Raw genomic sequence first — 26,681 nt, forward strand, 5'->3', positions numbered from 1 at the left:
TGCGCGCCAGCCGGGCCGAGGACAACCGTGCGCACAAAACTTGGCCCGAGATCCGGATTCCTGCGCAAACGCACGCTGCGTGGAATTCCGCCACATACCGCCGGAGCTCCTCCTGGCCGTGGCCGGCGCGGCGCTCTTCTTCGGGCTGGTCCAGACGCTCCGGCTCGCGTGGCGGAGCGCCCGGCAGCGGCGCCGGATCGAGCGCTGCCGGGAGCAGGGCGCCGCGGGGGAGGCGCGCGCCGAGGCGCTCCTCCGCGAGCTCGGGTACACCATCGTTGGCCGGCAGGTCGCGGTCTCCTATGGAGTCCAGATCGACGGCGAGCCGATCACCGTCGGGCTCCGCGCCGACTACCTCGTGGCGCACGGCCAGAGGCGGTATGTCGCCGAGGTGAAGACAGGCCGGCTCGCGCCGCGCATCGATACGCCCGCGACGCGGCGGCAGCTGCTCGAGTACCGGCTCGCGTTCGACATCGACGGCGTGCTCCTGGTCGACGCGGAGTCCCGGCGGGTGCGGTCGGTGGTGTTCCCGCTGCCCGCCGGCGCCGCGGGGCGCGAGCCCCCCGGCGCGCGCCTCGCGTGGTTCCTGGCAGCGGTCGTGGCGGGCCTCGTCGCCGCGATGGCGGCGCGCGCCGCCTGGTGACGGGGGCGCGCCGCGCGGCCTCTACAGCGCGGCGCGCGAACGGCGCCGGCGGCCGGCGAGGAGCAGGAGACCGAGGCCGAGGAGGCCGACCCGGGCCGGCGAGCCCTCGGACGTCGCGCCCGCGCGGCAGGCGCAGGACGAGTCGGGCTTGGGAACGAAGCCGCCGTCCCCGCCGCCCGCGCCCGCGCCAGCGCCCGCGCCGGAGGTCAGATCCGGCGGATCGTCCAGGAACAGGCCGCCTCCGTCCTGGCCCCCGCTCGAGGCCGTGACGCCGCCGTTGACCGGCGGATCGCCGCAGACCCCGCGGACGCACGGCGCGTTGCCGGGGCAGACGACGCCCGCGCACGCGTCGGTGCAGCTCCCGCCGATGCAGAGCTGCCCTTCAGCGCAGGTCACGCCCTCGCAGCCGGCATCGACGCAGCGGCCGTCCGCCGCGCACGTCTTGCCGGTGGGGCAGGTGCGGCAGCCGCAGTTCGACTGGCAGATGCCGCGCTCGCAGACCGCGCCGTCCTCGCACTCGATCTGGGCGCAGAGATCCACGCACCGCCCGAGCTGGCACTCCTGGTTCGCCGGGCAGATGACGCCGTCGCACCCGCCCACGCAGGTGCCGCCGATACAGACCTGGCCGCCCTCGCATGCCACGCCCACGCACGCCTGCTCCACGCAGAGGCCCTCCTCGCAGACGAAGCCCTGGTCGCAGACGACCTCGCCGCGGCCGCAGTACGGCACGCACGAGCCGCGGTTGCACACGAGGCCGTCCGCGCAGAGCCCCTCGCCGTTGTCGACCTGGCCGTCGCAGTCGTTGTCGATGTTGTCGCAGCGCTCGCTCTGCTCGCCGGGCTCGAGGACCCTCAGGCACTCGGTCTCGCCCTCGGTCGCGCACCCCGTCCTGCCCACGGCGCAGGCGCCCTGCAGCCCCGTGTCGCAGATCTGGCCGCCGCCCTGGCAGGTCACTCCCGTGATGTAATAGACGAAGTCGTTGAAGTCGCCGTCGTTCTCGTACCCGCCCTGGCTCCCCTTCCAGCTCGTCGGGGTCACGGGCAGGTCCTCGAAGGCGACATAGAACGCATCGGGTGAGGCGGTCGACGTGTAGATCAGCGTCGTCACCCACGGCTCGTTCGGCGTGCAGCTCGTGCAGACGGTGTTCAGCTCGCGCTGCGAGAACTTCGTCTGCGTGCAGTAGGTGCCGGCCTTGCCGATGAGCGCGAAGCCGACCAGGCCGCCCTGGTACCGCCGGTCGTTGCGGATGTCGGCCGCCGAGAACTGGGTCGGCGTCCAGTCGTGCTGCCCCGCCTGGGTCGTCATCATCGTGGCCAGCGGGCAGAAGTCGTTGTCCTCGCACCGGAACGCCACCGACGTGTCCGCGGGGATCAGCTCGTAGATCTGGTTGTCCGGCGGGCGCACGCCGCTCGCCGTCGCGTTGTACCAGCCGAACGCGACCTTGCACCCGCCCCCGCGCAGCACCAGCTCTCCCGTGAACCCGCAGAGCGGCGAGAAGACGCCCGGCTCCGTGCTCGCGTCCGCCACGGGATCGATGTCCTCCCCCCGGTACATGAAGAGCCCGTCGAGCGTGACGGCGTTCTCCGGGAACCCGCGGCCCCGCACGAGGCCGAGCTCGGCCTCTCTGACGGGCGTGGGGAGCTGCGTGCCGTCCAGCTGCCGCACCGCGGCGCTCGCGGGTACAGCCCCCGCGAGCGGCGCGAGCGAGAGGGACAAAGAGAGCGCGGCTCGAACCGCGCGTCGGCGAGATACCATGAGATAAGGCTTTTGCGGCATGTGCGTCACTGTACACCCCCTCGTGAGCGCTGGGGGTAGATGATTCCATAGCTCCGCACCATCGGAATGTTGCAGCCCAGTTGTTCCCGCATCGTCGCGCGCGCCTGTTTTGACGCATGCTGTCACTACGGTGCACGCAGTTGAGCTGGCTGTCAGGCGTGTTTCGGCGGCCTCGCCTGGCCTGGAAGGCAATAGCCATCTTGACGCCCTCCCGCGGCGCGGCGGGGGGGAGTTGCGGCGGAGCGCGGACAGCGTCGTCTCGGCGTCTCGCCGGCGCGGGGGCGGGGTGTGGTAGGCTGGCGAGCTCCGGCTGCGCCTGAGCGCTGCCGCCGTATGACCAAGAAATCGCTCCGCGTCTATCTCATCGCCCACCACGACGGCCGCTTCACCGGCATCCTCCTGCGAACGTGGGCATTCGTCTTCGACCGGCCGGCGCCGTCCGCTTATGGCGCCTCCGAGGAGGACGTGCTGCGCAAGCTCGAGGTAGAGCTGCACGCGCGGGTGGCGACGGGCGAGGACGATCTCGATCGCTATCTGTGGGACGAGCCGTTCGAGGTGCGCACGCTCGGCGTCGACGTTCACCCGCAGACCACCGTCAAGCGCGCGGCCGTCGTCGGCCGGCGCCGCATCCCGCTGCGGCTCACCTACCTCGCGAGCAAGCTCGCCGAGGGCGGATATCGGGTGATGCTCCCGCGCTTCGGCTGGTCCGTGGTCCTGGAGGATCTCTCGATTGCGCCCGACGTGCTCCGCCAGCTCGTCACGAGCGCGCTGCTCGGCGAGTCGCCGCGGTCGCTCTTCGATTTCCGCCGCGAGGGAGACGAGACCGTGCGCCCCTGGTCGCCGCGCCTGCCATCGCGCGCCGAGGGCTCCAGCCGGCGCGCGGCGGACGAGCGCCCCACGCTGCGCGCGGTCGCCGAGGATCTGGTCGAGAAGGCCGCGCGCCAGCGGCTCCCGCTCGCCGTGGGCGACTCGGACGAGCTGGAGCAGGCGCTCCCGGGGCTCGACGCCGCGAAGGGCGCGCCGCTGCCGTCGATCCTGCTGGTGGGCGGCCCGGGGGTCGGCAAGACGACCTGGGTTTACCGGCTGGCGCGGCGGTTCGCGGCGTGGCGCAGGGACAAGGCGCGCGCGCGGTCGCCGGGCCTGTTCAGCACCTCGGCCGACCGGCTGCTCGCCGGGACGACGTATCTCGGCATGTGGCAGGCGCGGTGTCTGAAGCTCGTGGACGAGCTGTCGCACGAGGGGGATCTCCTGCACGTCGGCGCGCTCTTGCCGCTGCTCCGCCCGCAGCCGGACGGCGCGTCGATCGGCGACGTGCTCCTGCCGGCGCTCCGGGGCGGCGAGGTGAGCCTCATCGCGGAGTGCACCGAGCCGGAGCTCGAGGCGTGCCAGCGCCGCGCGGCCTCGCTCGTCGCGTGCCTCCAGGTCGTCCGGCTGCGCGAGCCCGATCCGGCCGCGGTGCCGGCGCTGCTCGCGGAGTACGAGGCGCGGAAGGACGCGCGCGTCCGGCTGCACCCGGCGGGCAAGAAGCGGCTGGTCCAGCACCTCGCGATGTTCCGGCGCGACGTGCTCTTCCCCGGCAAGGCGTTCCGCTTCTTCGACTGGCTCACGCAGGAGGCCGGCGCGCGGGCGGGCGCGGAGGCGCGGGCGGGCGCGGACGCTGGCCGCGTGCTCTACCCGCGGGACGTGTCCGAGGCCTACGCGCGCCACTCGGGGCTGCCGATCGAGCTCATCGCCGACGAGATCCCCGCGAGCGCCGAGGCCATCGCGCGCGGGCTCAAGCGGCGCGTGATCGGGCAGGACGAGGCGTGCGACACCGCGGCGCGGGTGCTCGCGCGCTTCAAGGCGGGCATGAACGACCCCGAGCGCCCGTGCGGCACGCTGCTCTTCGTCGGCCCGACGGGCGTGGGCAAGACGGAGCTCGCGAAGGAGCTCACGCGGTCGATGTTCGGCGACGAGGGGCGGATGATCCGGCTCGACATGAGCGAGTACCGGCTCCCCGGCTCGTCGGCGCGGCTGCTCGAGGCGGGGCCGGGCGCGACGACGCTCGCGCAGCGCGTGCGGCAGGAGCCGCTGTCGCTCGTGCTCCTCGACGAGATCGAGAAGGCCCACCGCGAGGTGTTCGACCTCTTGCTCGGGATCCTGGGCGAGGGCCGGCTGACGGACGAGGACGGGCGCCACGTCGATTTCCGGATGGCGCTCATCGTGATGACCTCGAACCTCGGCGTCGCCGATCGGCCGCCGGTCGGCTTCGACGACGGCGAGCGCGGCGCGCCGGCGGCGGCCGGCCCGCGGCGCGCGGCGCCGGCGAGCGTGCGCGAGCACTTCCGGCCGGAGCTCGTGAACCGCATCGACCACGTGGTGCAGTTCCGGAGCCTCGGGCGGGACAGCGTGCTCAGGATCGTGGATCTCGAGCTGGCCAAGGCCGAGGCGCGCACCGGGCTCGTGCGGCGCAACCTGAGGCTCCGCGTCCTGCCCGAGGCGCGGGCCTGGCTGGCCGACGCGGGGTTCGATCCGAGGCGCGGGGCGCGGCCGCTCAAGCGGGTGATCGAGGAGCGGGTGATCACGCCGATCGCGGCGCGCATGGCGGAAGATCCGGGGTGCAGGGACCGGGAGATCGTGGTCGAGGGCGGGACGGCCGGGCTCGCGCTGCGGTTCGCGTAGCGCGGAGGTTCGGGGTGCGGCTGCGACGGGGCGGGCGCGGCGCTCGCCGAGCGGCCGCCGCCCCGCTCAGCGCGCTTCGGCGGGCGGTTCGGCCGCGGGCTCGGGCTCTCCGTGCACGACGGCCCACACGAACTCCGGGATGAGCGCGAGGGAGTGCTGGTCCTGCGTGACGCCGATGAGACCGCTGACGAACTCCAGGGCGTGCTCCTGGCGCTGCTCGTCGATGAACCGCAAGGGCGCGCTGGTCAGCCCGGGCGGGAGCCGAGCGAACCCGGGCCCCTCCGGCTTCGCCAGCGCGGCGAGCGGGTTGCGCCGGGCCTCCGCGGCCCGCCACCGCTCGAGCCAGCCGTCGAGGACCGTGTTCGGGACGAAGTGGTCGGCGGGCCAGGCGCGCAGGTAGGGGAAGAGCACGTGGATCCACCCGGTGAGCTCGTCCGCGGCGTTCTCGTAGCGGAAGAAGGCGCGCCAGAACGCCGGATCCTGACGGCCCTCCGCCGCGGCGACGATCTGGTCGAGCACCGGCAGGAGGACGTGAGTCCAGCGCTCCGCGCCGAACGGGGCGAACGCCGCCGCGCGGTGGCGCACCCAGCGCCAGTCGTCCGCCGTGCCGAGCAGGTAGATGCGCGGGATTCCGGGGTTCGGAAAGCTCATGTCCGCGGGGAAGGGCGGCTGCCACTCGAAGTGCGGCACGAACGGCGTCATGACCGTGAGCTCCGACGCCACGCGCTCCACCGGTCCCGTGGTCGAGAAGCTGGCTGTCACGAGCTCCCGCAGCTTGCCGACCCGCGCGGCGATCTGGGCGGAGAAATCCGAGAACGCGACGGGCCACGGGTTCACCTGACCGAGCGTGAAATCCGGCCGGTCGATCCTCAGCTCGAAGTCGCCGTCCTCGAGGAGGACCTGGCGCCGCTGCTCCTCGTTCGCGGCGACGTGGAGCGTGAACCCCCGGGCCAGGCAGAACCAGATCACGTCGGGCGAGAGCACGAGGGGGTAGCGCTGGGTGAAGGCCATGTACGCCGCCTGGACGAGCGGGTGCACGTCCGTGCGCCCGACGAGGGGCAGGCGATGGCGGTAGGCGGCCTCGACGGGAGAGACGAGCAGGCTCTGCACCGTCGATTCCTCGTCGAACGCGGGCAGCGGCGCCGTCGCAGGCCCGAAGTCGGTGACGGCGATGGTCGTGATGCTCATGGATCCTCGCTCTCCTGGCCCTGCGCGACGGCTTCATGGGCCAGCGCTGCCGCTCCAACCTCGTACACAAGAGCGCCGCGCGAAACAACTCGCCTCGCCCACGAGCGCGGAATATTACAGCACAATCGTCGCGCCGGCGGATGCATTCGAGAGGTAGATTACCTGGTCGGCGGGGTGACCGCAATCGAGGGGCCTGTCGCGCGTCGCCTGAACGCATGCCGGGATCCGCGGCGGCGTTTCGACGGGCGAGCGCCGCAATGGGGCGAGCCGTTGCGGATCCGAGGCGCGGGGCTCGCCGATCCAGGCGCGGCGCCGAAGCGGTGCGCAGCGGGCGGAGCAGGATGCCATGGCGCGGGGTATCCCGCCGCGAGGCGCGGGGGCGAGGCGCTTGGCAACGCATGATTTTCGCGTCAATCATGGCTCATGAGGTCCTCGCGGAGCCGTTCGACGTCGCCAGCCACCGGGGTCCGGTCGGGGCTGGGCAACCAGATCAAGGGCTCAGGCCGTTTCACCCACCCCTCGACCAGCAGCAGCACCCCGTCCAGCAGCACGGCCGTGCCCGACGCCGTGAACCAGGCCGCGGCCCCGAAGCCGACCCCGAAGCCGGGCGCCTTCTCCGGCTGGGATCCCGTCACGCGCAAGACCGTGAGCCAAACGAGCTCGCCCGGCCCGACGACCACGACGACCACGGCTTCGGGAAGTCAGTTCGGGAGCACGACGGGCGGGAACAATGGCTCCCATGTCGGCCAGGCGCCCACCACCGCGCCGAGCTCGCCCACGGCAGCACCCAGGCCGCCGGCCTCTCCGGTCAACGTGCCTCCGAACCAGAGCGTGATGCCGGGCAGCGGCGGGTCGCAGTCCCCTGAGCTCCCCGGCTCCAGAACGCCCCCTGCCACCGCTGGAGCTCCGCAGCCCCCCGTCAGGCCTCAATCCTCGCCTGCCGGCGGCGGCATTCCCCAGGGCTCCACGCCACGCCCCAACACGCCACCTCCGAATCTCGGCAGCTCGGCCAATCCGCCTCTGGCCACCCAGACCCCCCCGGTCAGGCCTCAATCCTCGCCTGCCGGCGGCGGCATTCCCCAGGGCTCCACGCCACGCCCCAACACGCCACCTCCGAATCTCGGCAGCTCGGCCAATCTGCCTCAGGCCACCCAGACCCCCCCGGTCAGGCCTCAATCCTCGCCTGCCGGCGGCGGCATTCCCCAGGGCTCCACGCCACGCCCCAACACGCCACCTCCGAATCTCGGCAGCTCGGCCAATCCGCCTCAGGCCACCCAGACCCCCCCGGTCAGGCCTCAATCCGCTCCCTCCAACAACAGCGGCCTTCCTCAGGGCTCCACGTCACCCGCAAACCCATCATCACAGCTCCCGGGCAATGCTTCCCAGGGGAACACCAGCGCGACGACGCAGGGAGGTACGTCGCCCAAGGCCGGCGAGACGTCCCCAACGGCGCCACCGAAGGAGGTCGCCCCCAAGGACAGCACGTCAGCTCAGACCTCCCCCAAGGCCACCGAGACCGGCGGCAAGAGCTCCCCCACGCAAAAGCCCGCTTCCGCCGCCCAGGGCACGCCCGCTACCACGCAGGGAGGCTCACCCCCCAAGCCCGGCGAGACGTCCCCAACGGCGCCACCGAAGGAGGTCGCCCCCAAGGAGGTCGTCCCCAAGGACAGCACGTCAGCGCAGACCTCCCCCAAGGCCACCGAGACCGGCGGCAAGAGCTCCCCCACGCAAAAGCCCGCTTCCGCCGCCCAGGGCACGCCCGCTACCACGCAGGGAGGCTCACCCCCCAAGCCCGGCGAGACGTCCCCAACGGCGCCACCGAAGGAGGTCGCCCCCAAGGAGGTCGCCCCCAAGGAGGTCGCCCCCAAGGACAGCACGTCAGCGCAGACCTCCCCCAAGGCCACCGAGACCGGCGGCAAGAGCTCCCCCACGCAAAAGCCCGCTTCCGTCGCCCAGGGCACGCCCGCTACCACGCAGGGAGGCTCACCCCCCAAGCCCGGCGAGACGTCCCCAACGGCGCCACCGAAGGAGGTCGCCCCCAAGGAGGTCGCCCCCAAGGAGGTCGCCCCCAAGGAGGTCGTCCCCAAGGACAGCACGTCAGCTCAGACCTCCCCCAAGGCCACCGAGACCGGCGGCAAGAGCTCCCCCACGCAAAAGCCCGCTTCCGCCGCCCAGGGCACGCCCGCTACCACGCAGGGAGGCTCACCCCCCAAGCCCGGCGAGACGTCCCCAACGGCGCCACCGAAGGAGGTCGCCCCCAAGGAGGTCGCCCCCAAGGAGGTCGCCCCCAAGGAGGTCGCCCCCAAGGAGGTCGCCCCCAAGGAGGTCGCCCCCAAGGAGGTCGCCCCCAAGGACAGCACGTCAGCTCAGACCTCCCCCAAGGCCACCGAGACCGGCGGCAAGAGCTCCCCCACGCAAAAGCCCGCTTCCGCCGCGCAGAAGACACCCACCAGCCCCTCGGGCTCGAAGTCACCGCCCGCGGGGCAGGGCTCCCAGCAGCCGGGGCGCGATCGCCCGGGACCGCAGCCGGGAAGCTCGTCCACCACGACTGCCCCAGCGAAGGACGGTGAGGTGACGTGGATCGCGGCCAAGGCCGTCAAGGATAGCAAGTGGAGGACTCCCACGGGGAAACGAAGCCGCAGAGAGGCGAAGCGAGCCCTCCCGAAGCTCGGCGACGCGCTGAGCCACGGCGGCTTCCCCGCCAACCCCGTGAACGCGAAGAAGGAGATCGGGAAGCGCTTTCCCAAGGGAACGCTGTTCAGCGACGCCGAGTGGGACGCCTTCAAGCAGCTCTCCTCGACCCCGGAGGGACAGACCTGGCTCAAAGCCTCGGGCATGCTCCCGCACGACCAAATCGAGGAGTACCTGTCGAACGACAACCCCGAGAAGTTCCGCGGCTTCCACAAGCTCCACAAGCCGAGCAAGGTCGTCATGGCGAGCTACGTCTCGCGCCAGATGAACGGCGGCGAGGACGGCAAGCGCTTCGAGGGCACGCCTCCGGCGGCGGTGGCCCTGTCCATGGAGGCGAGGCACACCACCGACCCGGCGAGGAGGGACGAGCTCAAGAAGCAGATCGATCAGGGCATCGCCAAGGAATGGGCCAAGACGTTCGAGCATACCGAGCCCAACGACGACGCGAACACGGCCATGGACAAGGGCGCCGTGCTGGCTCCGAAGACGGTCAAGGACACCTTGACGCGCGCAGAGCCCAAGTCGCTCTCGAAGGACGAGGCGCTCGACCGGCACCGGCAGTCGATCGAGGTGCTCAAGAACACCTTCCACCTGCTCCAGGCCGGCGCCGAGATCTACGACGCCGGCTCGAAGAGCCATGTCCCGCTCCAGGACGTGCCGGTCGCCAAGCTCCTGTCGCACGGCGGCCGCGTCAACATCCAGATCCCCGCGGGCAGCCCGCCCTACGCGCTGACGGAGTTCATCGGCATCACCGACGAGAAGGGCAACCCCAAGACCGGCGTGTTCAAGCGCGACTACGGGACGCACCACGTCGCGCTCGGCAAGCGCAAATTCAAGGAGGAGGGCGGACGCGTCGCCATGGTGAAGTCCAAGCTCGACGACACCGAGCTCTACGGCATGAACCTCGCCATCGGCGGGCTCGGCCTCAAGGACTTCAACGGCGACGTCATCCTGCCCGACGGCGCTCACGGCCACCTGTTCATCGGCTACCGCCCGCCCAAGCCGGGCAGGCCTGGCGCGCTCCAGATCGGCCTCGAGACCACCGGCCCGGGCGCGCCCAGCACCGTCGGCTACGTCCACAACTGGCTCTCCACCGAGAAGACCGCCAACCCCATCTCCAGCGTCGGCGGCCTCAAGCAGGACAAGATCGGCGACGAGAAGGGCAAGAACGCCCGCACCGTGGACCTGCGCAAGCTCGGGGACGATTGGAGAGGGACCCTCGAGGACCGAGCGGACCAGTTCGAGCAAGACGCGAAGGAAAACCCGACAGAGGCGATCAAGAATCTCGTCGGCCCGCGCGACATTCCGCCGCCGGACACCGAGGATACCGCGCCGCGCGCCCCCGACGCGTCGTCCGACGGGTCCGACGACGAGTCGTCCGACGGGGCCGACGACGAGTCGTCCGACGGGTCGGATCGATCCGAGCGAGGCTCGCGTGCCGGCGATCGCCGCGATCCGCCGGGCGACGCCGCGTCCGACCCGAAGCGAGGCGCGGAGGACCCCGGGCAGAGCCGCTCGGATCAGCGGCAGCGCGGGGCCGAGCAAGCCCCCAAGGGCAACGAGCCCCGCGAGATGCCCGGTGACGCACCGGAGCAGATGACGGCCAAGACGCCGGAGGCCTCGAGTCCTCGCCCGGAAGCTGGAACGACGCAAAGCGCTCCAGGGAAGGCGCCGGAGAGACCTGGCCAGCCCCGGCCGGAGCGAACGATCGTCCGCGACCTCTCCTCGGAGAAAGCGGCGAGCGCGGACGACCCGAAACAGCTCGGTGAGGGCAAGACCAGCGACCCCGCGGACATGCTGGCCGGGTACAACCCCGCTGCGAGCAGCGGGGATGCAGCGGCCGACCCGCAAGCGCAGCTCGACGAGATCGAAGAAGAACCGGAGCCGCCGTCGGAGAGAGCGCCGGATCCGGAGACCTCCACCCCCGTCGAGGAGGTCACCTGGATCGTCGACAAGGCCGTCAAGAACACCCTCTGGCGCACCGACACCGGCATGATGAGCCGTGATCGGGCCAAGCACGGCCTCTTCGCGATCCAGGGCCCGCTGGGCAGCAGCGGCTTCCCCCCCGATCCCGCGACGGCCAAGGAGCGGCTCGGACGGCGCTTCCCCAAGGGGCCGCTGCTCAGCGACGCCGAGTGGAGCGCCTTCGAGCAGCTCTCCTCCACACCTCAGGGGCAGAGCTGGCTCAACGCCTCGGGCATGCTCACGCACGAGCAGATCGAGCAGTACCTGTCGGACGATCCGAGCAAGAACCCCGAGCGGTTCCGCGGCTTCCACAAGCTCCACAAGGCGAGCAAGGTCGTGCTCGCCAGCTACGTCTCGCGCCAGATGAACGGCGGCGAGGCCGGCAAGCGCTTCGAGGGCACGCCTCCGGCGGCAGTGGCCCTGTCCATGGAGGCGAGGCACACGACCGATGCGGCCAGGCGAGAGGAGCTCAAAAGGCTCATCGACCAGGGCATCGTGGAGGAATGGTCGAAGACCCTCGAGTACACCGAGCCCAACGACGCGGCCACCGAGGCCATCGACAAGGGCGCCGTGCTGGCCCCGAAGACGCTCGTCAACTCCCTGACCTTCACCAAGGGCAAGCAGCTCTCGAAGGACGAGGTCGTCGAGCGGCACGGGCAGTCGCTCGAGGTGCTCAAGAACATCTTCCACCTGCTCCAGGAAGGCGCCGAGATCTACGACGGCACCTCCAAGAGCTATGTCCCGGTCGACGACACGCCCGTCGCCAAGCTCCTGTCGCACGGCGGCCGCGTCAACGTCCAGATCCCCGCCGGCAGCGCGCCGTACGCGCTCACGGAGCACCTCGGCATCACCGACAAGAACGGCAAGCCCAAGCCCGGCGTGTTCAAGCGCTTCGTCGGCACCCACCACGTCGCGCTCGGAGATGGCAAGTTCAAGGAGCAGGGCGGCCAGGGCGCCGCCCTCCTCGCCAAGCTCGATGACACCGAGCTCTACGGCATCAACCTCGCCGTCGGCGGACTCGGCCTCAAGGACTTCAACGGCGACGTCATCCTGCCCGACGGCGCCCACGGCCACATGTTCATCGGCTACCGACCGCCCAAGCCGGGCAGGCCCGGCGCGCTCCAGATCGGCATGGAGACCACCGGCCCGGGCGCGCCCAGCACCGTCGGCTACGTCCACAACTGGCGCTCCACCGAGAAGACCGCCAATCCCATCTCCAGCGTCGGCGGCCTCAAGCAGGACAAGATCGGCGACGAGAGCACCAAGAACGCCCGCACCGTCGACCTCGGCAAGCTCGGCGGCGACTGGGCAAAGACCCTCAAGGACCGCGCCGAGCGGTTCGAGCAAGAGCTGGCGGAAAAGGGCAAAGACGCGCTCCACGAGCTCCTCGGTCCCCGCACCCAGCCGCCTCAAGAGCTCCAGGACGCCCAGCAGCGGTCGGGAGGACCCGAGCAGGAACCGCGGAACAGCGAGCGACGCGAGCCGCCCGGTGATGCGTCGGTGAACATGCTGGCCGGGTACAACCCCGCTGCGAGCAGCGGCGATGCGACGGCCGACCCAGAAGCGCAGTTCGACGAGATCGAGGAAGAGCCGGAGCCGCCGTCGGAGAGAGCGCCGGATCCGGAGACGTCCACCCCCGTCGAGGAGGTGACCTGGATCGTCGACAAGGCCGTCAAGAACACCCTCTGGCGGCCCGACACGGGGCTCATGAGCCGCGAGAAGGCGAAGCGCGGCCTCCCCACGATCGCCGCCCAGCTGACCAGCGGCGGCCTCCCGCGCGATCCCGGGGAGGCCAAGACGCAGATCGGAGGGCGCTTCCCCAAGGGGCCGCTGCTCAGCGACGCCGAGTGGAGCGCCTTCGAGCAGCTCTCTTCCACACCGCAGGGGCAGAGCTGGCTCAACGCCTCCGGCATGCTCACGCACGATGAGATCGAGCAGTACCTGTCGAGCGACCCGAGCGACAACCCCGAGCGGTTCCGCGGCTTCCACCAGCTCCACAAGGCGAGCAAGGTCGTGCTCGCCAGCTACGTCTCGCGCCAGATGAACGGCGGCGAGCACGGCAAGCGCTTCGAGGGCACGCCTCCGGCGGCAGTCGCCCTGTCCATGGAGGCCAGGCACACGACCGACTCGACCAGGCGAGAAGAGCTCAAGAGGCTCATCGACCGAGGCATCGTGGAGGAATGGTCGAAGACCCTCGAGCACACCGAGCCCAACGACGCGGCCACCGAGGCCATCGACAAGGGCGCCGTGCTCGACCCGAAGAAGGGCAAGAAGCTCTCGAAGGACGAGGTCGTCGACAGGCACGGACAGTCGCTCGAGGTGCTCAAGAACGTCTTCCACCTGCTCCAGGCAGGCGCCGAGATCTACGACGGCACCTCCAAGAGCCATGTCCCGGTCGACGACGTGCCCGTCGCCAAGCTCCTGTCGCACGGCGGCCGCGTCAACATCCAGATCCCCCCCGGCAGCGCTCCGTACGCGCTCACGGAGCACCTCGGCATCACCGACGAGCACGGCAACCCCGCGCCCGGCGTGTTCAAACGCGCCTTCGGGACACACCACGTCGCGCTCGGCAAGGGCAAGTTCAAGGAGCAGGGCGGCCAGGGCGCCGCCATCCTCGCCAAGCTCGACGACACCGAGCTCTACGGCATCAACCTCGCCGTCGGCGGCCTCGGCCTCAAGGACTTCAACGGTGACGTCATCCTGCCCGACGGCGCCCACGGCCACCTGTTCATCGGCTACCGCCCGCCCAAGCCGGGCAGGCCCGGCGCGCTCCAGATCGGGCTCGAGACCACCGGCCCGGGCGCGCCCAGCACCGTCGGCTACGTCCACAACTGGCGCTCCACCGAGAAGACCGCCAATCCCATTTCCAGCGTCGGCGGCCTCAAGCAGGACAAGATCGGCGACGAGAGCACCAAGAACGCTCGCACCGTCGACCTGAACAAGCTCGGCAACGACTGGGCCACGACCCTCAAGGACCGCGCCGACCAGTTCGAGCAAGAGCTGGCAGAAAAGGGCAAAGACGCGCTCCACGAGCTCCTCGGCCCCCGCACCCAGCCGCCTCAGGAGCTCCAGGACGACGGCGTGGGCCGCTCGGGCGATGCGCTCGCCGGAGCCGCAGCGCCGGGCGCGACCCCCTCCCCCACGCCGGCCAGCGCCGGAGGCACTGCCAAGGTCGAGCCAAGCGCCCAGAACTCAGGCAAAACGCTCGACGAGCTGCTCGACGAGCTGGACAAGCAGAGCCGCGCATGGTCGCAACCGGCCACCGACGAGAACAAGAAGGACGCCATACGGCTCCTGACCGGGCTGCTCCAGCGACAGAACGTGCGCCCTTCGGTCATCGACAGGCTGCGCGAGCTCATCCAGAATCCCGCCTCGCTCTCGCAGTCTGCCTTCACCAACTGCGCGCTCACCGGCATCCTCTACCCGACGCTGAAGAACGATCTCGCCACCACCTCCCACCTGGTCGCGGCGCTCTTCACCGGCAAGCCGCTCGGCAAGTTCGCGGATTCCCCTGCGGCCGGCTCCTCGCGACCGCAGGGCTCGGGCACGGGGGCGCTCAGCGACAGCCTGGACCTCGTCCGGCGCGTGATGACAGGAGATGTCCCGCAAGCGCTCGGCCCGGCTCCGACAAGGCCGCTCGTCAACGGCCTCCGGACCGCCAAGGCCAAGCGCGACAGGCTGAAGAAGGACACGGACCGAGCGGCGCTGGAGAGCCACCTCCTCGACCATCTGCTCGCCCGCGGCCTCGTCGAGATGCTCGGCCCCGACGCCCTCGCGGAGCTCGAGCAGCAGACCGACGGCGCCCGTCAGCCCGGCGTCGCCGCGGCGCAGGGCGATCTGCTGGCCTCGGCGAACTCCGTCGCGAGACTCTTCAACTCGGCGCTCGGTGCGAACGCCACCGTCGCCACCGGCAGATCCCCCGGGGACTACGACGTCGCGCGCATCAATGAGGCCCTGCAGCAGACAGACAAGGCAGGGTTTGCGATCGCCACTGTAAACGACGGCAAGGCGCTCTGGAGCACAGCGAAGCAGCATGAGGCCAGCTCCACGGCTCCTCACGCTCCCGGCGACGTCGCGCAGCGCGGCGAGCCCGCCACGATCGCGCTCCACCATGCCCCGATCGACGGGCCGATCATCGACCAAGGCGACTCCTTCCTGGTGCCGCTCCAGTCCTGGGGCCGCACCTTCCCCCTGCGGGTGAACAAGGAGGACATGCCGAAGGTCTTCGCGGCCATCACCTACGGCACCGCTCTCCCGCCGCGAGCGCCGTCCCCGACCACCTCCGCTCAAGTGCAAGCTCTGGCGGAGCTGCAGGCCGGGTACAACCCCGCTTCGAGCAGCGGGGATGCGGCGGCCGACCCGCAAGCGCAGCTCGACGAGCTCGAGGAAGAGCCGGAGCCGCCGTCGGAGAGAGCGCCGGATCCGGAGACCTCCACTCCCGTCGAGGAGGTCACCTGGATCGTCGACAAGGCCGTCAAGAACACCCTCTGGCGCACCGACACCGGCATGATGAGCCGTGATCGGGCCAAGCACGGCCTCTTCGCGATCCAGGGCCCGCTGAGCAGCAGCGGCTTCCCCCCCGATCCCGCGACGGCCAAGGAGCGGCTCGGAGGGCGCTTCCCCAAGGGGCCGCTGCTCAGCGACGCCGAGTGGAGCGCCTTCGAGCAGCTCTCCTCCACCCCCCAGGGGCAGAGCTGGCTCAACGCCTCGGGCATGCTCACGCACGAGCAGATCGAGCAGTACCTGTCGGACGATCCAAGCAAGAACCCCGAGCGGTTCCGCGGCTTCCACAAGCTCCACAAGGCGAGCAAGGTCGTGCTCGCCAGCTACGTCTCGCGCCAGATGAACGGCGGCGAGGACGGCAAGCGCTTCGAGGGCACCCCGCCCGCGGCGGTGGCCCTGTCCATGGAGGCGAGGCACACGACCGATGCGGCCAGGCGAGAGGAGCTCAAGAGGCTCATCGACCAGGGCATCGTGGAAGAATGGTCGAAGACCCTCGAGTACACCGAGCCCAACGACGCGGCCACCGAGGCCATCGACAAGGGCGCCGTGCTGGCCCCGAAGACGCTCGTCAACTCCCTGACCTTCACCAAGGGCAAGCAGCTCTCGAAGGACGAGGTCGTCGAGCGGCACGGGCAGTCGCTCGAGGTGCTCAAGAACGTCTTCCACCTGCTCCAGGAAGGCGCCGAGATCTACGACGGCACCTCCAAGAGCTATGTCCCGGTCGACGACACGCCCGTCGCCAAGCTCCTGTCGCACGGCGGCCGCGTCAACGTCCAGATCCCCGCCGGCAGCGCGCCGTACGCGCTCACGGAGCACCTCGGCATCACCGACAAGAACGGCAAGCCCAAACCCGGCGTGTTCAAGCGCTTCGTCGGCACCCACCACGTCGCGCTCGGAGATGGCAAGTTCAAGGAGCAGGGCGGCCAGGGCGCCGCCCTCCTCGCCAAGCTCGATGACACCGAGCTCTACGGCATCAACCTCGCCGTCGGCGGACTCGGCCTCAAGGACTTCAACGGCGACGTCATCCTGCCCGACGGCGCCCACGGCCACATGTTCATCGGCTACCGACCGCCCAAGCCGGGCAGGCCCGGCGCGCTCCAGATCGGCATGGAGACCACCGGCCCGGGCGCGCCCAGCACCGTCGGCTACGTCCACAACTGGCGCTCCACCGAGAAGACCGCCAACCCCATCTCCAGCGTCGGTGGGCTCAAGCAGGACAAGATCGGCGACGAGAGCACCAAGAACGCGCGCACCGTCGACCTCGGCAAGCTCGGCGGCGACTGGGCAAAGACCCTCAAGGACCGCGCCGAGCGGTTCGAGCAAGAGCTGGCGGAGAAGGGCAAAGACGCGCTCCACGAGCTCCTCGGCCCCCGCACCCAGCCGCCCCAGGAGCTCCAGGACAGCCAGCAGCGCTCGGACAACGAGCCCGGTGATGACCCGGCGGACATGCTGGCCGGGTACAACCCCGCTTCGAGCAGCGGGGATGCGGCGGCCGACCCGCAAGCGCAGTTCGACGAGATCGAGGAGGAGCCGGAGCCGCCGTCGGAGAGAGCGCCGGATCCGGAGACCTCCACCCCCGTCGAGGAGGTGACCTGGATCGTCGACAAGGCCGTCAAGAACACCCTCTGGCGGCCCGATACGGGCATCGTGAAGCGCGAGCTGGCCAAGCGCGGTCTCCCCAAGCTCGCCGCCCAGCTGACCAGCGGCGGCCTCCCGCGCGATCCCGGGGAGGCCAAGACGCAGATCGGAGGGCGCTTCCCCAAGGGGCCGCTGCTCAGCGACGCCGAGTGGAGCGCCTTCGAGCAGCTCTCCTCCACCCCCGAAGGACGGAGCTGGCTCAACGCCTCCGGCATGCTCACGCACGATGAGGTCGAGCAGTACCTGTCGAGCGACCCGAGCGACAACCCCGAGCGGTTCCGCGGCTTCCACCAGCTCCACAAGGCGAGCAAGGTCGTGCTCGCCAGCTACGTCTCGCGCCAGATGAACGGCGGCGAGCACGGCAAGCGCTTCGAGGGCACGCCTCCGGCGGCAGTGGCCCTGTCCATGGAGGCGAGGCACACGACCGATGCGGCCAGGCGAGAAGAGCTCAAGAGGCTCATCGACCGAGGCATCGTGGAAGAATGGTCGAAGACCCTCGAGCACACCGAGCCCAACGACGATGCGAGCACCGCCATCGACAAGGGCGCCGTGCTCGACCCGAAGGAGGGCAAGAAGCTCTCGAAGGACGAGGTCGTCGACAGGCACGGACAGTCGCTCGAGGTGCTCAAGAACGTCTTCCACCTGCTCCAGGCAGGCGCCGAGATCTACGACGGCACCTCCAAGAGCCATGTCCCGGTCGACGACGTGCCCGTCGCCAAGCTCCTGTCGCACGGCGGCCGCGTCAACATCCAGATCCCCCCCGGCAGCGCTCCGTACGCGCTCACAGAGCACCTCGGCATCACCGACGAGCACGGCAACCCCGCGCCCGGCGTGTTCAAGCGCGCCTTCGGGACACACCACGTCGCGCTCGGCAAGGGCAAGTTCAAGGAGCAGGGCGGCCAGGGCGCCGCCATCCTCGCCAAGCTCGACGACACCGAGCTCTACGGCATCAACCTCGCCGTCGGCGGCCTCGGCCTCAAGGACTTCAACGGCGATGTCATCCTGCCCGACGGCGCCCACGGCCACCTGTTCATCGGCTACCGCCCGCCCAAGCCGGGCAGGCCCGGCGCGCTCCAGATCGGGCTCGAGACCACCGGCCCGGGCGCGCCCAGCACCGTCGGCTACGTCCACAACTGGCGCTCCACCGAGAAGACCGCCAATCCCATTTCCAGCGTCGGCGGCCTCAAGCAGGACAAGATCGGCGACGAGAGCACCAAGAACGCGCGCACCGTAGACCTCGGCAAGCTCGGCGGCGACTGGGCCACGACCCTCAAGGCCCGCGCCGACAGCTTCGAGCAGGACCTGAAGCAGCGAGGAAAAGACGCGCTCCACGAGCTCCTCGGCCCCCGCACCCAGCCGCCCCAAGAGCTCCAGGACAGCCGGCAACGCTCGGACAACGAGCCCGGTGATGCCCCGGCGGACATGCTGGCCGGGTACAACCCCGCTTCGAGCAGCGGAGATGCGGCGGCCGACCCGCAATCGCAGCTCGACGAGATCGAGGAAGAGCCGCCGTCGGAGAGAGCGCCGGATCCGGAGACCTCCACGCCCGTCGAGGAGGTGACCTGGATCGTCGACAAGGCCGTCAAGAACACCCTCTGGCGCACCGACACCGGCATGATGAGCCGTGATCGGGCCAAGCACGGCCTCTTCGCCATCCAGGGCCCGCTGGGCAGCAGCGGCTTCCCCCCCGACCCCGCGACGGCCAAGGAGCGGCTCGGAGGGCGCTTCCCCAAGGGGCCGCTGCTCAGCGACGCCGAGTGGAGCGCCTTCGAGCAGCTCTCCTCCACCCCCCAGGGGCAGAGCTGGCTCAACGCCTCGGGCATGCTCACGCACGAGCAGATCGAGCAGTACCTGTCGGACGATCCGAGCAAGAACCCCGAGCGGTTCCGCGGCTTCCACAAGCTCCACAAGGCGAGCAAGGTCGTGCTCGCCAGCTACGTCTCGCGCCAGATGAACGGCGGCGAGGCCGGCAAGCGCTTCGAGGGCACGCCTCCGGCGGCAGTGGCCCTGTCCATGGAGGCGAGGCACACGACCGATGCGGCCAGGCGAGAGGAGCTCAAGAGGCTCATCGACCAGGGCATCGTGGAGGAATGGTCGAAGACCCTCGAGTACACCGAGCCCAACGACGCGGCCACCGAGGCCATCGGCAAGGGCGCCGTGCTGGCCCCGAAGACGCTCGTCAACTCCCTGACCTTCACCAAGGGCAAGCAGCTCTCGAAGGACGAGGTCGTCGAGCGGCACGGGCAGTCGCTCGAGGTGCTCAAGAACGTCTTCCACCTGCTCCAGGAAGGCGCCGAGATCTACGACGGCACCTCCAAGAGCTATGTCCCGGTCGACGACACGCCCGTCGCCAAGCTCCTGTCGCACGGCGGCCGCGTCAACGTCCAGATCCCTGCGGGCAGCGCGCCGTACGCGCTCACGGAGCACCTCGGCATCACCGACAAGAACGGCAAGCCCAAACCCGGCGTGTTCAAGCGCTTCGTCGGCACCCACCACGTCGCGCTCGGAGATGGCAAGTTCAAGGAGCAGGGCGGCCAGGGCGCCGCCCTCCTCGCCAAGCTCGATGACACCGAGCTCTACGGCATCAACCTCGCCGTCGGCGGACTCGGCCTCAAGGACTTCAACGGCGACGTCATCCTGCCCGACGGCGCCCACGGCCACATGTTCATCGGCTACCGACCGCCCAAGCCGGGCAGGCCCGGCGCGCTCCAGATCGGCATGGAGACCACAGGCCCAGGCGCGCCCAGCACCGTCGGCTACGTCCACAACTGGCGCTCCACCGAGAAGACCGCCAATCCCATCTCCAGCGTCGGCGGCCTCAAGCAGGACAAGATCGGCGACGAGAGCACCAAGAACGCCCGCACCGTCGACCTCGGCAAGCTCGGAGGCGACTGGGCAAAGACCCTCAAGGACCGCGCCGACAGCTTCGAGCAGGACCTGAAGCAACGAGGGAAAGACGCGCTCCACGAGCTCCTCGGCCCCCGCACCCAGCCGCCTCAAGAGCTCCAGGATGGCCAGCAGCGCTCGGACAACGAGCCCGGTGATGCCCCGACGGACACCGCGCAGCGCCCCAAAGCGCCGGCGAGCGTGCTGGCAGGCTATAACCCCACCTTGGACGGCGAGAACGTCGCCGCCGATGCGCGGCCGCACGCCGACAGCGCGCAGGTCGAGCCGAGCTCACAGCGCCAAGGCAGGACGCTCGACGAGCTGGTCAGCTCGCTCGAAGAGCAGAGCCGCGCGTGGTCCGGCCCGGCGAACGACAAAGTCAGACAGCAGGCCGCGAACAGCCTGGCAGGCCTGCTCGAGTCGCTGAACGTCGACCGCGCGATCGTGAACAGGCTGCGCGAGCTCATCGAGAACCCCGCGTCGCTGTCGCAATCCGCCTTCAGCAGCTGCGGCCTGAGCAGCGCCCTCTACACGATGCTGAAGGGCGATCTCGCCACCACCTCGCACCTGGTCGTCGCGCTGTTCACCGGCCGGCTGCTCGGCCGGCTCGCGCAGGCGCCCGGGGCCCGCGAGCTCGGCGCGCAGCCGGATCCGGGCAGGGCGGTGCTCAGCGAAGACCTCGACATCCTCCGGCGCGTGATGACCGGAGAGATCCCGCGCGCCCTCGGCCCGGCTCCGACACGGCCGCTCGTCAACGGGCTCAAGACGGCCGGGGCGAAGCGCGGCGGCCTGACCAAAGCGACGGACCGGCAACAGCTGGATCGCCACCTCCTCGATCACCTGCTCTCCCGAGGCCTGGTCGAGCTCCTCGGACAGGACGCCGTCGCGCAGCACGGGGAGCGAACCGACGGCGCCAAACAGCCCGGCGTCGCGGCGGCGCAGGGCGATATGCTCCTCTCGGCGAGCTCGATCGCATCCCTCATGAGCGACGCGCTCGGGGCGGAGGTCACGGTCAAGAGCGGCGGGCTCTCCGAGGGCGACGTCACGCGCATCAACGAGACGCTCGGGCGCACGGATCGATCAGGGTTCGCCGTGGCGACCATCGCGAACGGCAAGGCGCTCTGGGAAGCGGCGAAGCGGCACCGCGACGGCGGCGACGCGAAGCCTCACGCTCCCGCGACCGTCGCGCCGCTCCGCAAGGGCGAAGCCGAGAGCCGGCACCATTTCGCGATCGACGGCGAGATCACGGTCGACGGCGACGCCTTCATCGTGCCCGTCCAGTCGTGGGGGCAGTCGTTCCCCATCCGGGTGCCCAAGGCCGACATGCCGAGGCTCTTCGAGGTGGTCACCCTCGGAACCTACCCCCCGCCGCGCGCCCCGGCCCCGGGCACCTCCGCCGAGCAGAGAGCTCCGGCGCACCGCGCATCGCGCGAACCGTCCGGGACCGCGCACGACGGCGCGGACACGGCCGACCTGCTCGCGGGAGCTCCCGTGAAGCAGGACGGGGCCAGCCTCGATCCCGGGAGCGTCCAGCGCAACTCGTCAGGGCTGTACCGAGCCCTCCAGGAGCGCGTCCCACAGCAGCACCTGAACGAGGTGGAGCGCCTCGTGGACGACACCATCGGAGCGAGGCTCCTCCCGCAGCTCCTGGACATCCTGCCCATCGAGCTGCCCGCCGCCAAGCGGCTCGCCGAGGAGATCGTCGAGAAGTGGCTGCTGTTCCACCCCGGCGTGGGCCGCCTGCCCCCCGGCGAGCTGCAGCAGCAGCTCGCAGCGCACGTCAAGCTCGTCGTGCGCACGCTCAAGCGGGACCAGGGCCGCCGTACGATCAGCCGAGGCAACGACGCCGACAAGGACGGCAAGGCGCCTCCCGCCGCGGCGGAGCCGAGAGCCCCACAGCACGCCCCCCCTCCAGATCCGCAGAAGCACGAGAAGAAGCAGCGCAAACCGCAGAAGCAGGGCAATTTCAAGAAGCCCGCTCGCAACACGCCTGCGGAGCAGTCCATCCCCGATTGGATCTGGGGTATGCCGCAGTACAAGGGGCTGCAGGATAAGCTGCTAGAGCGCTTCACCGATGACACGGTGCAGCGCGCGCTCAGCGAGCTCCTGGCACAGGAGTCGTTGAGCTTGAATTCGTTCGCGCTGTTCCTGAGCGCGAAGGACAGCTCCCGCGAGAGCAAGAACGCGCTGAAGTGGTTCAAGAAGGTGCTTGAGCCGTACACAGGCGAGAAGCGCAGGCTGGCCTTCGACGTCGCCAAGGCGCTTGGCGCCCTCGACTCGCTCGAGAAGATGCCGGGCGTCGATCTCCCGGCCCTGCGCGACCCTCCGCCACCGCCGACGCGCGACGAGGAGGCACCGCAGGCGGTCGCCAAGCGGGGCAAGGAGGGACGCTGGGTCACCAGCGACGAGCTCAAGATCGTCGAGCGATCGATCGGCCAGCGCGCGTTCGCCGGCATGCTCGCGCGCGCCATGGACAAGGGCAAGGTCGCCAACACCCGCGGGATCATCGAGCACCTGGTCCGCCACGCCGAGCGCCTCTCGGACCCGGCGCTGTCGCCGCCGCTCACGTCGACCTCGCTGGTGGTCGACTCCAACCTGGTCGAAGATCTCTTGACGCCGCGCGACCAGCTGTCGCCCGCCAGGAGGGACATCCGCGATCAGCTGGAGTCGTTGATCCGCAAGGAGAAGATCACGGACCTGCGCCTCGCCAACATCAATATCGGAGAGCTGTTCCAGCACGACGACATCCTCGGGAGCACGTTCACCACGTCCGATGGGACAACGACGATCCCCTGGTACGGCATCCGGCGCGACCGCGGCCAGCGCGGCGACATAGACGAGTACGACCAGGGGTTCGATGAGCTGACGAAGAAGTCGGTCGGGGAGAAGAAGGGAAGCGCCGATCGCAGCATGCTCGCCGACGCCTTCTTCTCCGAGCGCGCCAGCGAGGGCGGCGCGACCGCGGTGCCTCATTTCGCCACCAACGACAACGGCATCCTGACGCCGCTCCTGGACTTCGCCGGGATTGACGCGGCGAAGCGCGGCGAGAAGCCGTTCGACAAATTCGTGGAGGAGAACTCCGGAGGAACTTCTTATTTCCGCCCGCGGCTCATGGACCGTGAGCTCAAGACTCATGCGATCCTCGCCCAGAAGAGGTCACCGAACACGACGACCGACGGCGCCGCGCCCGACCCGAGCCCGCCCATCGGCGCGTCCCTCCTCGACACCCCGGTCGGAGCCACCCACCATGTCCATGACCTGATCGCGCTCATCAATACCTACGGCTTCGACGTCTACATCGTCGGAGGCGCGGTGCGCGACGCCCTCAGCGGCATCGAGCCCAGGGACGTCGATCTCAAGACGAACATGCCCATGTGGATGCTCGAGGAGGCGCTGCAGAGCCACCCCTCGTTGAGGTTCCTCTCGGTCAGCACCGTCCCCAATCTGCGCCTGCTCCAGGTCGGGAGCGGCGATAACGTGGTGGACATCACCGCCGGCGACAGCGCCAGCGCGCTGGTCCCGTTCGACGTCATGGCCGACGCGCAGAAGCGCGACTTCCGCATGAACGCGATCTACGTCGACGAGAACGGCTTCGTGGTCGACCCGATCGGCGGCATCGAGGATCAGCTCCTCGGCAGGCTGCGCTTCGTCGCCGATCCCGGCCCCCCGGCGTCGGTCGAGGACCGGCAGAGCGCGGTCGTCGAGCACCTGCGCCAGGCGCCGTGGAACCTCGGCCGCGCGCTCAAGTTCTACCAGCGCGGCTACGCGCTCGATCCCGAGATCCTCCACGCCCTGCTCGACAACGCCGAGAGCATCCTCGCGTCGATGAAGGAGCGCGAGGCGCCGCTGCGCGACAAGTCGCTGCTCCTGCACCAGATGCGCGTGAAGTCGCCGGATCAGCTGATCGAGACCATGGAGGTGCTCGGCTTCTCCCCGGGCGCGATCCGCGAGCTCATCCCCGACGAGGTGGCCGGCCGCTTCGACGACGAGAGCCTCGCCTACGAGCATGACATCCTGCCGCGCTGGCGCGACACCCCCGACGACGACGCCAGGGATTACCCGCTGGGGGCGCCGGAGATGAAGATCGATATCGCGACCGGCCGGATCTATCAATACCGCTTCCACGCCCTGCTGCCGCCGCAGCAGCCGGGGCACGCGGAGGAGCGCGTCATCATCGACGTGGACCTGAGCGACCACAATCAGGCAGGCCACAACGCGCCGCACTACCACGTCTACCGCTGGCGCGACCGCGGCGGAAAGGCCACGTGGGACAAGAAGAAGAACGGCTTCTCGGACACCGGCCAGCCGGGCTATCCGCCGATCGACGGCGACTACTACCGCGGCCCGCAGCCGTGGCGGTTCGACGAGGAGCTCCACAGCAACAGCAGCGACTTCGTCCCGGCCGCCGAGAAGCTCATCGAGGACGCAGGCATCGAGTTCACGATGACCGGCGACCAGATCGAGCTCGGCGGGCAGGTCAAGCTGCACCGCGAGCGGCTGCGAGAGCTCCATGGCCGCGGGCAGCTCGGCAAGCTGCTCATGCTCGTCAAGAACCTGAACGACGGGATCCCCTGGTCTTCCAAGGACCAGGCCACCGTCGACCTGTCCGGCTCGCAGCGCGGCCAGGAGCGGCTGCGCTTCCGGCCGCAGCTCGACCTGGTCGTGCCCTTCCTCATCGACGCCGGCATCAAAGACCCCAGCTCGGTCGAGCTCTTCGCCGAGAACGGCCAGATGCGGCACGACGCGCTGCTGCGGCTCTATGACCTGGTGAGCGGCGAAGCGCGACCGGATCTGCGCCGCCCGGCGGCCGAATTCGCGCTGGACGGCGCCAAGAGCTTCAACGAGTTCGTCGAGCGCTTTGAGTTCTACGTCGCCTCGATGCAGGACAACCTGAGCGGCGCCGACGTCGATGCTCTCTGGCAGGCGCAGCTGCAGGCGGCGCAGGAGGCCGGCGCCGTGGGCGACACCACGCTCGGCGAGGGTGGCAATCTGCAGGAGAGGCTCGCGGCGGCGGCCGACCAGCTGCAATTCGAGTCGACGAGCACCGCCGCCTACCACTCCGCCAAGCACGCCGCCGACTTCCTGGCGCCGGCGGAGCTGGAGGCCGTGTCACAGGCGGACGTCGTGCGGCGTTACCTCGATGCCGCGCGCGACGTGGTCCGCAACGCCACCGCCATCGAGACGCGCACCGACGAGACCGGCGCGACAAACGTCGTGCTCTGGCACGGCGCGAACAAGGCCATCGCGCGGGTCAGGCCGGACGGCACGGCGCACCTCCTCACCAGCTACGCCCACGACCGCCGCAACATCGCGCCAGCGGCGGTGTCCCCCCCGCCGGCGGAGACCGGCGTCCACAACATCGGCAACAGCTGCTTCCTGTCGGCCGGCCTCACGATGCTCGCGCTCACCGACGCCTACTACGATCTGTTCGCGCCGCGCGACGGCGAGGACCTCGACGCCGCAGGCCCCCGGCTCCGCGCCGCGGTGCGCCCGATCCTCGAGCAGATCCGGGCCGGCACGCTCGTCGGAGCGGAGACGATGCAGGCGCTCGACGAGGTCCTGCGCGACACTGGCGTGCTCGGTGCGTCGTCCAGAACGACGCAGCAGGACCCCAGCGAGGTCCTCTTCAGACGCCTCTTCGAGAGAGCGAGCCTCGACACCGCCGGCGTGACCCTGGCCCAGAGGCAGCGGACCGACTGGAGGGAGGTCAAGCTGAGCGAGACGGGTGAAGCGCTGGGAGATCGCACCTCGCTCGACGACAACCTCGTATGGGACTCGACGCAGCCCGACGTCGTGCTCAGCCCGCTGGTCAACGGCAGCCGCACCCTGCAGCAGGCGCTCGACGCCCATTTCGGCGCGAGCACCATGGACGACGTGGCCGCCGTGCGCCAGGGCCGAGCGGTGACGGGCAGTCCATCGAGGCAGCTCCTCGTCGATTCGACCAACAACACGCCTCGGGCGATCACGATCGCGCTGCAACGCGGGGACGGGGAGAACGAGAGCGAGATCGACGTCCCCGAGTGGCTCAGGGTCAATGACCGATGGTACCGACTGAACGTGGTCGTCAATCACCACGGGCCGACGAGGGACGCGGGGCACTACACCGCGACGACGCGCAACGCAGCGACGGGGCAGTGGCAGGTACGCGACGACCGCAGGGTCTCCGACGCCGACCCGCGCGCGGCCGCCCAGCGCCGGAACCGCGGCTACCTGTTCACCTTCGAGCGCGTCGACGACGCGGCCGACGGGCCGGACGCGGCGGCCGAGGCCACGGCCGCGAGGATCGTCGGCACGGCGCTGGCGCCTCTCCCGAGCACCCCGTCCAGCTCCGCCGCGACCAACGGTGCTACCCGGCCCGAGGGCGAGGATCCGGCCGACCAGCTCGGCTCGTTCAGCCCGTGGAACGGAGCCTCGGATGCGACACAGGGCCCGCGAGCCCCGCAGGCGACGGACGCGCCGGCTGCGCTCGACGCGGTGACCATCCCCGCGCCGATCGACGCCCTGGTGCGGACGCTCGTCGCGAAGAGCGGCGCGTGGTCCTCCCCGCGCACGCAGGCCGACAAGCAGGAGGCGATCGCGCTCGTGACCGAGCTCTTGCAGCAGCTCGGCATGGACGCGAAGGTCGTCGACAGGGGCGGCGAGCAAGGCAAGGACTCGCCCGATTCCGAGCACTCCACCTGCACGTGCGTCCGTTAGCTCGCCCGTTTAAGCGGGAGCCTTGGCGCTGTTACCG

The 26,681-nt window shown here is 70.3% G+C and carries 7 protein-coding genes; 3 read left to right on the plus strand and 4 right to left on the minus strand.

What is annotated here, in order from left to right; translation table 11 throughout:
- Positions 1–79 precede the first annotated feature (79 nt).
- Positions 80–640, plus strand: coding sequence for a hypothetical protein (locus WMF20_RS40305; protein ID WP_437607045.1), 561 nt, complete (start codon positions 80–82; stop codon positions 638–640).
- Between the two features lie 21 nt (positions 641–661).
- On the opposite strand, the gene WMF20_RS40310 is transcribed toward WMF20_RS40305, so the two are convergent.
- Complete coding sequence (locus WMF20_RS40310; protein WP_437607046.1) at positions 662–2,356, minus strand: MYXO-CTERM sorting domain-containing protein; 1,695 nt, start codon at positions 2,354–2,356, stop codon at positions 662–664.
- A gap of 393 nt (positions 2,357–2,749) precedes the next feature.
- Between WMF20_RS40310 and WMF20_RS40315 the strand changes: the two genes are divergently transcribed.
- Positions 2,750–5,077, plus strand: coding sequence for an AAA family ATPase (locus WMF20_RS40315; protein WP_437607047.1), 2,328 nt, complete (start codon positions 2,750–2,752; stop codon positions 5,075–5,077).
- 66 nt (positions 5,078–5,143) lie between these two features.
- Here WMF20_RS40315 and WMF20_RS40320 read toward each other — a convergent pair whose 3' ends face one another.
- The 3 genes from WMF20_RS40320 to WMF20_RS40330 form a co-directional block, all read right to left on the minus strand.
- A complete protein-coding gene (locus WMF20_RS40320) occupies positions 5,144–6,265 on the minus strand; it encodes a DUF4419 domain-containing protein (RefSeq protein ID WP_437607048.1) in 1,122 nt (373 codons plus the stop codon).
- 410 nt (positions 6,266–6,675) lie between these two features.
- On the minus strand, positions 6,676–6,954 hold the full coding sequence (locus WMF20_RS40325) for a hypothetical protein (RefSeq protein ID WP_437607049.1): 279 nt from the start codon (positions 6,952–6,954) through the stop codon (positions 6,676–6,678).
- A 12-nt stretch (positions 6,955–6,966) separates the two neighbouring features.
- Positions 6,967–7,161, minus strand: coding sequence for a hypothetical protein (locus WMF20_RS40330; protein ID WP_437607050.1), 195 nt, complete (start codon positions 7,159–7,161; stop codon positions 6,967–6,969).
- 1,675 nt (positions 7,162–8,836) lie between these two features.
- Here WMF20_RS40330 and WMF20_RS40335 point away from each other — a divergent pair.
- The gene (locus tag WMF20_RS40335; protein WP_437607051.1) at positions 8,837–26,644 is read left to right on the plus strand and encodes a hypothetical protein; all 17,808 of its coding nucleotides are present in this window, start codon (positions 8,837–8,839) and stop codon (positions 26,642–26,644) included.
- Positions 26,645–26,681: the final 37 nt, after the last annotated feature.

Origin of the sequence: Sorangium sp. So ce834, assembly GCF_051521425.1 — a bacterium.
GTDB classification, from domain to species: domain Bacteria; phylum Myxococcota_A; class Polyangia; order Polyangiales; family Polyangiaceae; genus Sorangium; species Sorangium cellulosum_D.